13 protein-coding genes are annotated in these 15001 nt (G+C 41.9%); 2 read left to right on the top strand and 11 right to left on the bottom strand.

The features are described from left to right. The 7 genes from G4D82_RS04475 to recR form a co-directional block, all read right to left on the bottom strand. Positions 1-504 carry a helix-turn-helix domain-containing protein gene (locus G4D82_RS04475; protein ID WP_166334948.1) on the bottom strand — a complete coding sequence of 168 codons (504 nt, stop codon included), beginning with the start codon at positions 502-504 and terminating at the stop codon, positions 1-3. A gap of 163 nt (positions 505-667) precedes the next feature. Then, a complete protein-coding gene (locus G4D82_RS04480; RefSeq protein ID WP_166334950.1) occupies positions 668-2065 on the bottom strand; it encodes a UDP-glucose 6-dehydrogenase in 1398 nt (465 codons plus the stop codon). Between the two features lie 12 nt (positions 2066-2077). Further along, the gene (locus G4D82_RS04485) at positions 2078-3352 is read right to left on the bottom strand and encodes a nucleotide sugar dehydrogenase (RefSeq protein WP_166334952.1); all 1275 of its coding nucleotides are present in this window, start codon (positions 3350-3352) and stop codon (positions 2078-2080) included. A gap of 17 nt (positions 3353-3369) precedes the next feature. Continuing rightward, on the bottom strand, positions 3370-4350 hold the full coding sequence (locus G4D82_RS04490) for an SDR family oxidoreductase (protein WP_166334954.1): 981 nt from the start codon (positions 4348-4350) through the stop codon (positions 3370-3372). Positions 4351-4360: 10 nt separating this feature from the next. Then, positions 4361-6826 (bottom strand): exopolysaccharide transport family protein, encoded by a 2466-nt coding sequence (locus G4D82_RS04495; protein ID WP_166334956.1) that lies wholly within the window; start codon positions 6824-6826, stop codon positions 4361-4363. A 3-nt stretch (positions 6827-6829) separates the two neighbouring features. Next, the gene (locus G4D82_RS04500; RefSeq protein ID WP_166334958.1) at positions 6830-7618 is read right to left on the bottom strand and encodes a polysaccharide biosynthesis/export family protein; all 789 of its coding nucleotides are present in this window, start codon (positions 7616-7618) and stop codon (positions 6830-6832) included. Positions 7619-7694: 76 nt separating this feature from the next. Further along, positions 7695-8315, bottom strand: coding sequence for a recombination mediator RecR (recR, locus tag G4D82_RS04505; RefSeq protein WP_166334961.1), 621 nt, complete (start codon positions 8313-8315; stop codon positions 7695-7697). 183 nt (positions 8316-8498) lie between these two features. On the opposite strand from recR, the gene G4D82_RS04510 reads away from it, so the two are divergent. Beyond that, complete coding sequence (locus G4D82_RS04510) at positions 8499-10001, top strand: sodium:solute symporter (protein WP_166334963.1); 1503 nt, start codon at positions 8499-8501, stop codon at positions 9999-10001. 184 nt (positions 10002-10185) lie between these two features. Here G4D82_RS04510 and G4D82_RS04515 read toward each other — a convergent pair whose 3' ends face one another. After that, entirely contained in the window at positions 10186-10551 is a 366-nt protein-coding gene (locus G4D82_RS04515; RefSeq protein WP_166334965.1) for a CoA-binding protein, read from the bottom strand. A 107-nt stretch (positions 10552-10658) separates the two neighbouring features. Between G4D82_RS04515 and G4D82_RS04520 the strand changes: the two genes are divergently transcribed. Continuing rightward, on the top strand, positions 10659-11282 hold the full coding sequence (locus tag G4D82_RS04520) for a MarC family NAAT transporter (protein WP_166334968.1): 624 nt from the start codon (positions 10659-10661) through the stop codon (positions 11280-11282). A 208-nt stretch (positions 11283-11490) separates the two neighbouring features. Here G4D82_RS04520 and ctlX read toward each other — a convergent pair whose 3' ends face one another. The 3 genes from ctlX to G4D82_RS04535 form a co-directional block, all read right to left on the bottom strand. Further along, complete coding sequence (gene ctlX, locus G4D82_RS04525; RefSeq protein WP_166334970.1) at positions 11491-12426, bottom strand: citrulline utilization hydrolase CtlX; 936 nt, start codon at positions 12424-12426, stop codon at positions 11491-11493. 93 nt (positions 12427-12519) lie between these two features. Further along, positions 12520-13440: a dimethylarginine dimethylaminohydrolase family protein gene (locus G4D82_RS04530; protein WP_166334972.1), complete on the bottom strand. Its 921-nt coding sequence runs from the start codon at positions 13438-13440 to the stop codon at positions 12520-12522. A gap of 146 nt (positions 13441-13586) precedes the next feature. Then, the gene (locus tag G4D82_RS04535; RefSeq protein WP_166334974.1) at positions 13587-14870 is read right to left on the bottom strand and encodes a citrate synthase; all 1284 of its coding nucleotides are present in this window, start codon (positions 14868-14870) and stop codon (positions 13587-13589) included. Between the last annotated feature and the right edge of the window lie 131 nt (positions 14871-15001).

Consider the following 15001-nt stretch of genomic DNA (forward strand, 5'->3'; position numbering starts at 1 on the left):
CTAAGCTCCGTATACAATCAGGCCTTCGCCGTTGTGCTCTTCTGTGATATGAAAACGAACCCTACGCTTAATTTCATGTTCAATCTTCACCATCAATTGTTCGATATACTCTGAATTCAAATCTTTTCCAACCAGTACTACTTCTATGGTTCCGCTATCGATGCCTTTGGCGTAATCACCAATTAAAACTACTAACTCCACTTGTCCCATTCGTTGCAAAATCAGTTCAATCATGGCATCAAGACCAATATGCTGACGCACAATTTTCTGCAGAATAGAAAAAAGTGGATGCTTAGTGTTGGCCTTGTAAATGATTTTATTCTGAATGGATTCCTTCTCGAGATAACCCGCATCGAGCAGGTTGTTGAGTTCTTTGCGGATGGAATTGGTCGATTCGTTGAGTTCTTCTGCCAATCCTCTCAAGTAACCGTTGTTGGCCACATTGATAAAAAATTTAACTAATATGCGAATCCTGGTTTTGGAAGTAATGAGGGTTTCTAACATTAGAAATTACTTAATAACGAGTAACAAAAGTACTCGTTTTATTTTGAACTATAAAATTTTGTTAAAAATAAAAATTTTAATTGGAGTAAGCACAAAAAAAGACTGCAAAACCGACACTATTTCATATCGATTTTACAGTCTATTGATGTTTTGATAATGAGGTCTAGCGAGCGCTTCCTACTGCAGAAAATATAAAGCCGATAGCCCGCATTTTTTCTGGATCAAGTAGGTTTCGGCCATCAAAAATAAAAGCTGGTTTTTGCATGTTATCGTAGATTTTTTTCCAGTCATAGTTCTTGAACTCGTCCCATTCGGTCATGATGGCAATCGCATGCGCTTTCTCGCAAGCCTGATAAGGGTCTTCAAATACTGCTACAGATTTTTCAAGTTCTGACAACTCCATTTCATTGAGATACTGCAAATCTGAGATGACTTGTTTGCTTCTAACCTTAGGATCGAAAACAGCAATATTCGCTTTTTCGTGTAAAAGATGATCGGCAACATTAATAGCGGCAGATTCTCTAGAATCATTAGTGTCTTTCTTGAAAGCCCAACCTAAAAAAGTAATCTTTTTGTCAGCGACCGTGTTATATAATGTTTGAATGATGTTATTGGCAAAACGGCGCTTTTGATGGTCGTTCATAATCACGACTTGTTCCCAATAGTCAGCCACTTCATTCAAACCATAAGATTTGGCGATGTACACCAAATTCAAAATGTCTTTTTGAAAGCAGGAACCACCGAAGCCAACAGATGCTTTAAGGAACTTTGGTCCGATTCGGCTATCCATACCGATGGCTCGGGCTACTTCGTTAACGTCAGCACCGGTTCTTTCACACAATTCAGACAAGGCATTAATAGACGAAACACGCTGTGCCAAATAGGCATTTGCTGTTAACTTGGATAATTCTGACGACCATAAATTAGTCGTTAAAATTCTGTCTTTGGGCACCCAGTTGGCATAAATTTCTACAAGTGCGTTGATGGCTTGCGTGCCTCTTGGGGTAGGGTTTCCTCCTATTAGTACACGATCAGGATTGTGCAAATCTTCTACAGCAGTGCCTTCTGCTAAAAACTCCGGATTGGAAAGAATTTGAAATTGTACGCCATTACCCGTATTATCTAAAATATTTTGGATAGCCTCGGCCGTTCTTACCGGTAAAGTAGATTTCTCAACTACAATTTTATCATCTTTGGCTACCATCGCGATTTGACGTGCACAAAGTTCTATGTATTTTAAATCGGCTGCCATTCCTTTGCCTAGACCATAAGTTTTGGTTGGTGTATTGACCGATATAAAAATCATTTGGGATTCATCAATACCTTTTTCTACCTCGGTAGTAAAAAATAAATTACGCCCTCTGGTTTCGGCAACCAACGCACTTAGGCCTGGCTCGTAAATGGGAATATTATTGACGTCCGGATCGTTCCAAGCATTGATTCGATCTTCGTTTAAATCTACCACTGTCACTTTAATATGTGGACATTTCTGTGCAATCATCGCCATGGTGGGCCCACCAACATAGCCTGCCCCGATGCAACAAATGGAAGTAATTTTCATGATTATATTAGTTTATAATTTAGCATCTGCAATAGCGCCAAGGATGCCTTTAACATCATACAATACGGCATTTTCTTTTTTCAAGGAATCGAAATTTAGCGGCTTGAATTTGTCATGAGCCACGCCTAAAACAATCGCGTCAAATTTTTCGTCTGGCAGGCTGGTGGTAGTTTTGAGTTGGTATTCATGCGCGACTTCGTCAGGGTTTGCCCATGGGTCATAAATATTAACTTGAATCCCGTAATCAGCTAGAGCGGCAATCACATCGACAATTTTTGTGTTTCTAACATCGGGGCAATTTTCTTTGAAAGTAATTCCAAGCATCAATAGTTTAGCCCCATTAACTACTACCCCTTTTTTGATCATGAGCTTGACCACTTGCGAAGCCACATATTCACCCATACTGTCGTTGAGTCTTCTTCCAGCTAAAATAATTTCGGGATGATAGCCCATTTCTTGCGCTTTTTGAGCCAGATAATATGGATCGACACCAATACAATGACCACCGACCAAACCGGGTTTGAACGGAAGGAAATTCCACTTTGTACCTGCCGCTTCTAACACAGAATGGGTGTCGATACCGAGAATATTAAAGATTTTCGACAATTCGTTGACAAAGGCGATATTAATGTCGCGCTGCGAATTTTCGATGACTTTTGCCGCTTCTGCCACTTTGATGGTGGGTGCTAAGTGCGTACCGGCAGTAATTACCGATTTATAAAGTTCGTTGACCTTCAATCCTATTTCGGGCGTTGAACCCGCCGTCACTTTCAAGATTTTCTCTACTGTATGAAGTTTGTCTCCTGGATTGATTCGTTCTGGAGAATAGCCCGCAAAGAAATCGACGTTGAATTTCAAACCACTGATTTTCTCCAAAACCGGAACACATTCCTCTTCGGTAACTCCGGGATACACCGTTGATTCGTAAATCACAATATCACCTTTTTTCAGTACTTTCCCAACCGTCTCACTAGACTTATATAATGGAGTCAAATCTGGACGATTGTTTTTATCGACCGGCGTAGGCACTGTCACTATGTAATAATTGCAATCACGGATATCGTCTAGCTGAGTAGAACAATACAACCCTACTGCATTTTCTTTTGGATTTTTGAGCAATACCGATTGAAGCAATTCCGGTTCGACTTCTAAAGTAAAGTCTGTTCCGGCATTCAATTGGTCTACCCGTGATTGGTTAATATCGAAACCGACTACCGGATATTTGGTCGCAAAAAGGCGGGCCAATGGCAATCCTACATATCCTAAACCTACTACAGCTATTTTCATGTTTGTTTTATTTCAATTTATTTTAAATGCGACCAATACCATTTGACTGCTTCGGCCAAACCTTCACGCATGGAAAATTTTGGAGCATAGCCTAAAAATTGCTTGGCTTTGTCAATGCTGGCCAAAGAATGCGGAATATCGCCTGCTCGATTCGGGCCGTGAATAACTGGAACTTCACCTATGGTTGCATCGAACTCAGCAAGCAATTCTTTAAGATAAAAAACCAAATCGTTGAGCGTGGTGCGATCTCCGAAAGCTGCATTATAAACTGTATTGACCGCCTCAGGATTTTGCGTAAGCATCGCCAATTCGTTGATTTGAATGATGTTATCAATATAGGTAAAATCGCGCGAATAATTTCCGTCTCCGTTGATGGTCGGGCTTTCGTGCTTCATGAATTGCATTACAAATTTCGGGATGACCGCTGCATAAGCTCCGTTTGGATCCTGCTTGCGCCCAAATACGTTAAAATATCTGAGTCCTATGGTTTCTATCGCGTATATTTTGCTGAAATTCTCTGCGTACAACTCATTCACATATTTCGTAATCGCATACGGAGACAATGGCTTACCGATGTTGGGTTCTACTTTGGGTAATTTCTCTGAATCGCCATAGGTAGAAGAACTGGCCGCATATACAAACCGCTTGACTTGAGCATCTCGGGAAGCAATCAACATATTGACAAAACCCGAAATATTGACTTCATTGGTCGTAACCGGATCTTTAATCGACCTTGGAACTGAACCCAAAGCCGCTTGATGCAAGACATAATCACAACCTTGAACGGCCTTCTGGCAATCTTCGGGATTTCTGATATCGCCCTCAATCAAAGTAAAGTTCGGATGACTGATTATAGCCTCGAGATTGTGCCGATGACCCGTAGCAAAATTATCCAAGCAAACTACTTGATGTCCTTTGTTTATAAAGTATTCGCAGAGATTAGAACCGATAAATCCGGCGCCTCCAGTAATCAATATTTTACAACTAGGATTTGTCATTCGGGTACCATTAATTTTTGTTCAAAAAAGAAATCAATTTCTGGAAGATATTCTTCGGTTTATCTACTTCATGATAACCGTTTCCATAGGTTCCGTAGCCGTAACCGTAGCCATAGCCATAGCCGTAACCATAACCTGTTCCGTATTTGGCTTTGTTCTCGAAACCGTTTAGAATGATACTGATATTGTCAAGTTCACCTCGTTTAAGCCTGTTGTTGAGCAAAGTTACCATGTCTTTTTTGGTGTAATTCTGACGCATGATATATAAGGTCAGATCTACATATTCTGCAAGTTCAAGTGCATCGGAAACCAATCCAACCGGTGGCGTATCAAGAATAATATAATCATAGCGCGATTTGAGTTGCCGCATAAATTCTTTCATGCTTTCACCAATGATAATCTCTGATGGGTTTGGCGGAATCGGCCCTGAGGTAATTACGTCAAGATAGGGAACGTGCGTGCTTTGAATCACTTCATCGATGTTTTTTTGGCCAATAAGATAATTTACCACACCGATATCGTTCTTGATATTGAAATCTTCAAAAATCTTTGGCTTTCTTAAATCCAGACCAACAATAACGGTCTTTTTTTCACTCATCGCAAAAACAGTGGCCAAATTTAGTGAACAGAAAGTTTTTCCTTCACCACTAATAGACGAAGTGAGCATCAAGGTTTTAGAACCAGTAATGTCGTATTTTTTATACAGAAACTGCAACGAGGAACGAATTGCTCGAAAGGATTCTGAAAGTGCTGATTTTGGTTTTTCAAATACCGAAAGGTTAGAGCTCGAATGCTTAACTCCAACCACACCAATAAGCGGAATTGAAGTAAGTTTACTAATATCTTCGGTATTGAGAATTGAGTTTTCAAGGAAAAACAACACAAAAACAATCATCAGCGGAATCAGCAAGCCCAAGAAAGTTGCCAATACGTAATTCACACTGGTGTTAGGCCCGATAAGCCCACCACCGGTATCTTTGGCCGGATCAATAAAATGGATATCCGATAAGTTGGCGGCTCTGACGATTTCCGCTTCGTTACGCTTTTGCAAAAACGCATTGTAAATGTTGTCGCTCAAATCATATTTGCGCATGATTTTGAGGTATTCCTGTTTGTCTTCAGGCAGTTTGCGAATATTGCTTTCAAGTTGATTGATTTTGTTGTTGGTAAGGTTCAAATCGTATTTCAGCGAGTTGGTTGCCGAGGCTATATTTTCAAGCAATACGCTCTTGATAGCTTCCATCTGCACATCAAAATCCCTGAAAATTTTCTCGCTTTTCACCGAATAGGCCAATTGTGATCTTTGGGCCGAAAGCTCAATAAGTTTAGCTACATTGGTTAGAATGTTTGGATCTTCAATCCCGGCTACTGTTGGCGCTGGTAATTTAGAATAATCCAGACTGTTTTTGAGGTAGGTTTTGAGCGTGTTGTAATAATTAATTTTTCGCGTAAGCACATCTTTTTGCACTTCATAATCAAACAATTGTGCAGAAATCGAATTGCCTTCGTCTTGAATGGCCATCATGTCTTTGTCTTGATTGAAAGCCTTTAGCGCATTACCAGTTTCTTTGAGTTGCTTGCCCATAGAAACTAAGGTACTGTCAATAAATTCGATGGTATTGGTTGCAAATTGGTTCTTTCGGTTTAGCTGGGTATCAATAAGCATCTTGACAGTCGAATTTAAGTAATCGACCATTCTGGCTTTGTTGGTGCCTTGCAACGACAAACGCAAAATCGAAGGCGCCTTGGGGTCAATATCAACTTTAATGCCTTGATAACGCGCCACAACTTCATCAAATTCGTTGAAGCGGAAATAATATTCATTGCCTTTGTAAAAACCAGGCTTGTCTTTGATGAGCAATTTCGCATTTAAAAACGGAAGGGAAATCTGTTGTCCGACTCTGTACCTTTTAATAAATTCGCCATGCTCGACCGAAATTTCACTTTTGCTGTTATCAGTATAATTAACCAGTGGAGCTGTGGTTCCATCGAAATTGATGCGCAATTGAAATTCGTTCTCCGAGAGGAATTTCACCGAAATCATGGTGTAATAAAGCTGGCTCTTGCTTTTGTCAATCGCAACGGTAAAAGGAACGGCGCCATAAACATCTTGAAAGTTATACTCGCCTTTTCTGAGATAATCGATATAATATTGTAACCGCTCTACCACCAACTCATTGTGCGAACGCGACTTCAGGGTGTTGGAAATGTTCTGAACCTGATCAGAAGTGCCGCCCCAATTAAAAACCAAGCTAGTATTGGAAGTGAAGAACGGGTTATTTTCTTCCTTGATGGCCATGGAAGTTTCCATTTCATACACTTTTTCTTTTCGGATGTTAACCTGATGCGCAATGGCAAATGTAATCATCAAACTGAGTACGAACCATTTCCAGTAACTCGTGATTTTTATCAGAAAACCTTTGAAATCAAAGCTGTTCTGGCTTTCAAAAAACGAAAAATCTTTAGTATCAATCATGCTTTAGTTTCTTAAAAGGAGAATGGTTGTAGCCACTAAAGTGAGCATAGTGAATACTGTTGTCAAGGATTCTATACCGGTTTTTCCGGTGCCCCAAGACTTTTGTTTCAGCGGTTTGATGTAGATATAATCGTTCGATTGAACGTAATAGTATGGTGACTGCATGGCTTTGGCATCCGTGAGGTCGATCGTATGAATTTCAGTTCCGGCCGGAGTTTGTCGTAAGATAGTGACGTTTTTACGATCTCCAACAACTGTAATATCACCCGCATTGGCAATAGCCTCTAATATCGTAAGCTTTTCCTGAAACAACAATTTGGTCCCGGGAGAAACAATTTCGCCATTAACGGTGTAGCGCAATCCGGAGAGTTTGACTTTTACAAATATTCGGGCTTCTTTGTTGAAATACTCCTCAAGCAAACGCTTTTCAATCATGAGCCGAACTTCATCTAAAGTGTAACCCACCACATTGATTTCCTCAAGCACAGGCATACGAATATTGCCATGGTCATTTACCGTATAACCTTCAAAATAAAGCGAACTCTCGTTTCGATATGTTTCACTTTGTTGGTTGGAGGTTGAAAAAATTTGCACCAACTTAGGGTCATTAGCACTAATTGAAATACTGATGATATCATTGATTTGCAGTCGATAGGGCTTCATCGAAACCGACTGTACCGCTGTTGTGTCTGCTTGATTCTTATTTTGAAGGTAAACTAGGTCTTTGATAGGAACGCACGAGGTCAGTATCAGCCCCAATGTGAGCATCAAAAACAATATTTTTTGATTCATTTTGATTTTTGAAAATTTAGCAAACAAAGATAGTTTTTCATTTATAAAAACAAAATAAAGTACCGCTACAAAATGGTTAATTGTTTTTGAATGAAATTTCGAGCGGAATTCGCTGTAAAATACTACGCCCGAGGGTAACTTCATCAGCATATTCGAGTTCGTCACCAACGGCAATTCCGCGTGCGATGGTAGTGGTAACGAGCTGAAAATCTTTGACTTGTTTATAAATAAAGAAATTGGTGGTATCGCCTTCCATGGTGGAACTTAATGCGAAAATCAGTTCTCGGATGTTGCCTGTTTTGGCTTTCTCGACCAAAGTGGAGATATGGAGTTGACCCGGACCGACGCCATCCATAGGTGAAATTTTTCCGCCCAATACGTGATAAATCCCTTTGAATTGGCGTGTATTTTCAATGGCCATCACATCGCGAATGTCTTCCACCACGCAAATGATACCGTGGTCGCGGTTGGGATTAGCGCAAATTTCACAAAGCGCGACATCAGAAATATTATGGCAACTGTTACAATATTTGATTTCCTCGCGCATTTGAGTCAGGGCTTGGCTCAGGAATTGGGTTTGTTCCTTGGGTTGTTTGAGCAAATGTAGCACCAATCGGAGTGCCGTGCGTTTGCCAATTCCGGGCAATTGCGACATTTCGTGTACTGCCTTTTCGAGAAGTTTCGATGAGAATTCCATGCGCCAAAGATAGTTATTATTGGATTGTAAGACTGTAGGATCCTAAGATTTTAGGATTTCCCATGGGCAGCGATTTCAAGTCTCAGCCACAAGGTTTCACGGTCCTAAAATCCTACCGCCCTAAAATCCTACCGTCTTACCATCTGATTTTTTCGTATTTTGGCGTCGATTAAAAAACCCACTATGACTCCATTTGCCATTTTATTGCTGATTGTAGTTTACTTCGGTATGCTGTTTTTGATTTCGCACCTGACCAGTAAAAAGAACAGCGACAATGAGGCTTTTTTCAAAGCAAATAAAAATTCAAAATGGTACCTCGTAGCTTTCGGAATGATTGGAACAGCACTCTCTGGCGTGACTTTTATTTCGGTTCCGGGCGAAGTTGGAAACCCCGAAAACCAGTTCAAGTATTTTCAGTTCGTGCTGGGCAACGCTATTGGGTTTTTGATTATTGCCAAAGTACTTTTGCCGCTCTATTACCGGATGAACCTGACTTCGATTTACGGTTATATCGAGAAACGGCTCGGCACGGTCAGCTACAAAACAGCCGCATTTATTTTCTTGTTGAGCCGAACAATTGGCTCGTCATTCCGGTTGTATTTGGTAGTGATTGTTTTGCAACGTTATGTATTTGATTTTTATCATGTGCCATTTGCTTTGACGGTATTGATTTCGCTCGGATTGATTTTCGCTTATACTTATCGCGGCGGTTTGAAAACTATCATTATTACCGATACTTTGCAGACGTTCTTTTTAGTTTCTTCGGTGTTCCTGACGATTTTCTTTGTGTGCGAGAGTTTGAACTTGTCGGTTTTTGAAGCGTTTGAACAAGTTAAAAACAGTAATTATTCGAAGGTGTTTTTCTTTGAAGATTATCTCAAAGGCACTTATTTCTGGAAGCAGATTCTGGGCGGAATTTTCGTCACGATTGCCATGGTCGGGCTCGATCAGGATTTGATGCAGAAGAACCTCAGCTGTAAAAATATCGGCGATGCACAGAAAAACATGTATACGTTTACCGGTATTTTTGTACTGATCAATATTTTCTTTTTGAGCGTCGGCGCGCTATTATATATGTATGCCGCGAAAAACAACATTGAAGTTCCCGCAGATTTGGTGACCGGAAAGCCCAGAACCGATTTGCTGTTTCCGGAAATTGCGTTTCATCATTTGAGTTTGATTCCGTCGGTGGTGTTCTTGCTCGGATTGACCGCTGCTACTTTCGCGACGACCGATTCAGCGCTCACGGCTTTAACTACTTCGTTTTGCGTGGATTTTCTGGGTATGGACAAAACCGAAAACCAAAACAAACCCAATATTGTTAGAACCAGACACAGCGTTCACATCGCTTTTTCGTTTTTGATGTTTTTGGTGATTGTGGCTTTCAACGCGATTAATGACGCTTCGGTGGTGAGCATGATTTTCAAAATTGCTTCCTATACTTACGGACCGCTTTTAGGATTGTACGCATTCGGGCTGTTTGTGAAAACGAAAACGGTGCATGACAAACTGGTTCCTTATATCTGCGTGCTTTCTCCGGCGATTTGTTTTCTAATCAGCAAAAATTCGGCGTTGCTTTTCGGAGATTATGTTTTCGACAACGAACTGATTATCGTCAACGGATTGATTACCTTTTTAGGATTGATGGCCATTAGCAAGCCGGCGGTTTCGCAGACGAAGTTTTGAGAAAGTGCCTGAGTACCTCATTTGATACTGAAAAGTTCCAATCACTACTACTGCCCTAGCCCGGATGGCAGCGGCATCCTTTTATGGCGCAGCCTCGGCGAAGACAGAAAAGATATAGCGGACAGCCGGAAACAGCTTCTTATAAAAAAACTCAGGCACTAAGGAACTAAGGAACTCAGGCACTCTAATACTGATTCGTGGCCAAAAGCACCAAAGTACAAGCTACTTCGACTTCGATATTGTTGCTTTTGAGTAGTTGGTAGAGTTCCGGATTTTCGGTGCCCGGATTGAAAACCACGCGTTTGGGTTTTGCTTCGATGATATAATTGTAGTAATCGCGTTGGTTGCGCGGATTCAGGTATAGCGTGACAGTATCGATGTTCTTGACCGGAACCATTTTGGTCTGGATTTTCACACCGGCTACTTCACCGGTTTGCTGACCAATAGCCACTACCGGATGATGATGATTGACAAGCGAATGAATGGCACGGTTGGAGTAACGGTCTGCTTTGGTCGTGGCCCCGAGGACGAGTGTTTTTTTCTTTTCCATGGCGCGAAGTTACGAACATCAAGGGTTTTGGCGCGTTAAATTTAACTTTAGATTAATTTATAGTTTAACTTTGCAGGCAGCGGCAGCGGTAACTTTACCCAAAAACTATGGAAATTTTCGTTTATCTGTTTTTCGCTTTGTTCTCGGTTTTGAACCCGATTGGAACCGTTCCGATTTTCGTCGGGCTCACGCAAGACGACACCAAAAGAGAACGTTCGCGCATTTCGCTCTGGACTTCGATTGATGTTTTTATTATTCTGATGATTTCGTTTTTTGTCGGGAAATATGTGCTGGATTTCTTCGGAATTACCATCACGGCTTTGCGCATTACCGGCGGAATCATTATTGCGAGTTCGGGTTTTTCGCTGCTCAACGGGCGGTTCAACAAAAACAAAGGAATCAATAAAAAAGTCGAGGAAGAAATACAAGTGCGCAATGATATCGCCTTAACACCACTGGCGATGCCGATGTTGGCCGGCCCGGGTTCGATGTCATTGCTGATTACTTATTACCAAGACCACAATACAACCGCAGAGATTATTCCTTCGTGTTTAGCGATCTTGGCCACTTCATTGGTGATTTTCATCATTTTGAGAAGCGCACATTATTTGTCTAAAATGCTCGGTACTTCAGGTATTGTTGCTATTTCAAGGATTGTCGGATTTTTGACCATTGCCATCGGAATCCAGTATATCATCAGTGCGGTGTTGAGTATTATTCGCGGGATTTGATTAGAAGGTAGACCGCTACGCTGTAAGATTCAAGACCGCTTCGCTGCAAGACTATTCTTTGGGAAGAAAAACTTCCGCTATCATGCAACGGGCTTGAAGTTCTGAGGCTATAGAAGAATCTGTTGCTTTATAATATGGTCTCGCAAAGACGCTAAGGCGCGAAGTTGTTATTTTTTTGCGGCTCTGCGGCTTTGCGAGAAATATTACTTTATTCCTTAGGCAGGAAAACCTCAGCCATCATGCAACGCGCGCTGCCCCCACCACAAGCTTCAATAGTGTCGAGGCTTGAACTTAGAATCGTCGCGTGTTTTTCGATTTGGGCAATTTGTTGCGGAGTCAAACTTTGATGCGCTGATTGGCTCATCACCAAATACCTTTTATCGTCGGTGCCTTTTACTTCGAGCATATTGCCAGCGAAATTGTTGACTTGGTCTTCCGAAATAAGAATAATTTCCTTGCCGTCTTCGCGAAGGCTGTCTAAAACGGCTTTGCGTTCTTTTCTGTCGTCGATGCAGTCTGCACAGATGACCGCGAAAGTTTCTCCAAGGCACATCATCACGTTGGTGTGGTAAATCAGTTTGCGCTCGCCACCCGCGGTTTGAAAGGCTTCGAAAATAATCGGCGTGAATTCAAAATCCTCACAGAATTCTATGAATAATTCCTCATCAGCTCTGGGTGATAAAGCGCAATAGGCCTTTGCGTTCTGGCGGTCGAGCAACAAACTTCCGGTGCCTTCTAGGAAAATATTGTCTGCTTCGGCCGAGGTATAATCCATGATTTCATTGATTACAAAACCTTTTTCTTCGAGAATATCGAGCACGTCTTCGCGGCGTTCGTGGCGGCGGTTTTCGGCAAACATTGGGTATAAAGCCACATCGCCGTTCTCGTGGAAAGAAATCCAGTTGTTCGGGAAAATCGAATCGGGCGTGTCTGGATCAAGCGTATCTTCTACGACGGTTACGTCGATGCCGACCATGCGGAGTTTGCTCACAAAAGCATCGAATTCTTCCTGCGCTTTGGCATTAACCGTTTGAGGCGAAAGCCCGTCGAGCACTTTCTGGTAATAATTATTAACGGCGGTCTGCTCGTTCATACGGAACGCGACCGGGCGAATCATGAGGATGGCGTTGGTGGTTTGTTTCATTTTATTTTTTGTTATGGCGTTCCCTGCGGGCCGGGCTTTTCGCTGTAGTCCTCGCAAGGCTGCGGGCTGCCGCTTCAATCCCTAACGCGGGCATTAGTCTCTGATCAGCGGAAGCGTCGAGCAACGCAACAATCCTTCCTGTTTGGCGATTTCGGCGTACGGAATCTCTTCTACGGTAAAACCGTTGTTGCGCAACCAAGTGTTGAGCCGGGTGAAATTCTTCTCCGAAACTACCACATCAGGCGCAATGGAAAAGACGTTCGAGTTCATCTGGTACATTTCATCGCGCGTGATTTGGAACAGGTTTTCTTCACCGAACAAATCAACGAGTTGTTGGTATTCTGCTTCATTTCTGAAACCGCCTTTATAAATAATCGCTTTGTTAGCGCCAACAGGTTGGAAGCAGCAATCGAGATGTAATGCATTGTCGCGGGCGTCTTCCCAGGATTTTACTAAATCAAAAGTGAGTACTTTTTTATGCGGAAATAATTCCTTAATCAAATCAATACCGGCTTGATTGGTGCGCGCCGTTTTGACTTGTTTGTAATCTTCGCCGCGGTAAGTGCCGATGAAAATGTAGTCGTTCCAAAGGATCACATCGCCGCCTTCGATATGCACTTTGTCTTTGTCTTGAATTTGGATGAATTTGGCCGGATCAATCTGGTCGATGATGTATTGGATGGCCGGAAATTCCTTGTCGCGTTCGGGTAAAATGCCGGCTTCGATAATGATATCGTCAATGACAAAAGCAATGTCGCGAGTAAAAATTTGGTTTTCGTTGGCTACCAATTCAGGGCGATACACCTTTACATCATACTTCTCGAACACTTTGTTGAAGGCTTCCATTTCGGCTACCATATCGGCTTCTGTAGGATAAGTTCCGGCTAAAATATGTTCTAAAGATTTCGGATCGTAAGCGTCTTGGGCTTTAGGCGTTGGGCCATTACTGACGGCGGTTCCGAGCACTACAGCGCGCAGTCGGGAAGTTTCGTTCTTGACATTCAATGCTAGCATAAAAATTCTTTGGATTTGGGCAAAGATAGCCAAACAGCCCTAAATTTTATTGCTTTGTGGATAATCGTTGATAAGTTGTTGTTGCTGCCCAACAAAAAAGCCACCCTTTTCAGAATGGCTTCTTTAATTATGAAAAAATGTGAATTTTATCTTTGGTCTGCTGGTTTGAAATCACGCAGCGGATAACCGGTGTAAATTTGTCTCGGACGACCGATTGGCTCTTTGTTGATACGCATTTCTTTCCATTGGGCAATCCATCCCGGAAGACGACCGATGGCGAACATTACCGTAAACATATCCGTTGGAATGCCTAAAGCGCGGTAGATAATGCCTGAATAGAAATCTACGTTCGGATAGAGTTTTCTTGACACGAAATAATCATCTACTAAAGCGGCTTCCTCTAATTTTTTAGCGATGTCGAGAATCGGGTCGTTCACACCTAAGGTTTGCAAAACTTCATCGGCAGCTTTCTTGATGATCCGCGCTCTCGGATCGAAGTTTTTGTATACGCGGTGACCGAAGCCCATGAGTCGGAACGGATCGTCTTTATCTTTGGCTTTGGCCATATACTTATCGCAGTCGCCTCCGTTTTTGTGAATTTCCTCTAGCATTTCTAAAACTGCTTGGTTCGCACCTCCGTGAAGTGGTCCCCAAAGTGCCGATACACCAGCAGAAATAGAGGCGAATAAACCTGCGTGTGAAGAGCCTACTATACGTACCGTAGAAGTAGAACAATTTTGCTCGTGGTCGGCGTGTAAGATGAATAATTTGTCTAAAGCATCAACGACAACTTTGTTAGCCGAATAAGGACCAGTTGGCAACTCAAACATCAAATGCATGAAGTTCTCTACGTAGCCTTTGGTATTGTCATAATAGTTCAGAGGATAACCCATCATTTTGCGGTAAGTCCAGGTGGCAATTACTAAGAATTTACCCATGGTTTTACAAACCGCTTCGTACATTTCCTTTTCATTGTCTACGTTAACTACTTTCGGGTTGAAAGCGGTCAGCGCGCTGGTCAGTGAAGAAAGAACACCCATCGGGTGCGCTGTTTTTGGAAAACCGTCGATGATGTTTTTCATTTCCTCATTCACTAAGGTATACTTGCGAATATCTGTTTCGAATTGTTGCAATTGGGCTTTGGTAGGCAATTCGCCAAAAATGACCAAATAAGCGACTTCGAGAAAATCGGCTTTGTCGGCTAAATCTTCGATAGCGTAACCCCGATAACGCAAAATGCCTTCTTCGCCATCTAAGAAAGTAATTTCGCTGGTGCATGAACCGGAATTTTTGTAACCCGGATCCATCGTAATGGCACCTGTTAAATCGCGAAGTTTGTTGATATCGATTCCTACTTCGTTCTCGCTTCCGACGATGACCGGAAACTCATACTTCTTGCCATCTAATTCTAATATTGCAGTTTTTGACATAGTGTGATTGGAAATTTGTCTGTTGAAATAATAATTTAACAAATCTATGGAATTCCCTATGAATTAAAAAAACAATTTCGCAAGCAAATCGTTAATTAAATTATAAAAGTTGCAAATTAGATATAGCTACC

This window comes from Flavobacterium lotistagni (assembly GCF_011392125.1).
Classification (GTDB): Bacteria; Bacteroidota; Bacteroidia; order Flavobacteriales; family Flavobacteriaceae; genus Flavobacterium; species Flavobacterium lotistagni.

Bases quoted from the DNA above. Each gene is read 5' to 3' on its own strand.
- G4D82_RS04485 (WP_166334952.1), bottom strand. From the start codon at position 3,352: ATGAAAATAGCTGTAGTAGGTTTAGGATATGTAGGATTGCCATTGGCC.
- G4D82_RS04500 (WP_166334958.1), bottom strand. From the start codon at position 7,618: ATGAATCAAAAAATATTGTTTTTGATGCTCACATTGGGGCTGATACTG.
- G4D82_RS04530 (WP_166334972.1), bottom strand. From the start codon at position 13,440: ATGCTAGCATTGAATGTCAAGAACGAAACTTCCCGACTGCGCGCTGTA.
- ctlX (WP_166334970.1), bottom strand. From the start codon at position 12,426: ATGAAACAAACCACCAACGCCATCCTCATGATTCGCCCGGTCGCGTTC.
- G4D82_RS04495 (WP_166334956.1), bottom strand. From the start codon at position 6,826: ATGATTGATACTAAAGATTTTTCGTTTTTTGAAAGCCAGAACAGCTTT.
- G4D82_RS04510 (WP_166334963.1), top strand. From the start codon at position 8,499: ATGACTCCATTTGCCATTTTATTGCTGATTGTAGTTTACTTCGGTATG.
- G4D82_RS04520 (WP_166334968.1), top strand. From the start codon at position 10,659: ATGGAAATTTTCGTTTATCTGTTTTTCGCTTTGTTCTCGGTTTTGAAC.
- recR (WP_166334961.1), bottom strand. From the start codon at position 8,315: ATGGAATTCTCATCGAAACTTCTCGAAAAGGCAGTACACGAAATGTCG.
- G4D82_RS04515 (WP_166334965.1), bottom strand. From the start codon at position 10,551: ATGGAAAAGAAAAAAACACTCGTCCTCGGGGCCACGACCAAAGCAGAC.
- G4D82_RS04480 (WP_166334950.1), bottom strand. From the start codon at position 2,065: ATGAAAATTACTTCCATTTGTTGCATCGGGGCAGGCTATGTTGGTGGG.
- G4D82_RS04475 (WP_166334948.1), bottom strand. From the start codon at position 504: ATGTTAGAAACCCTCATTACTTCCAAAACCAGGATTCGCATATTAGTT.
- G4D82_RS04490 (WP_166334954.1), bottom strand. From the start codon at position 4,350: ATGACAAATCCTAGTTGTAAAATATTGATTACTGGAGGCGCCGGATTT.
- G4D82_RS04535 (WP_166334974.1), bottom strand. From the start codon at position 14,870: ATGTCAAAAACTGCAATATTAGAATTAGATGGCAAGAAGTATGAGTTT.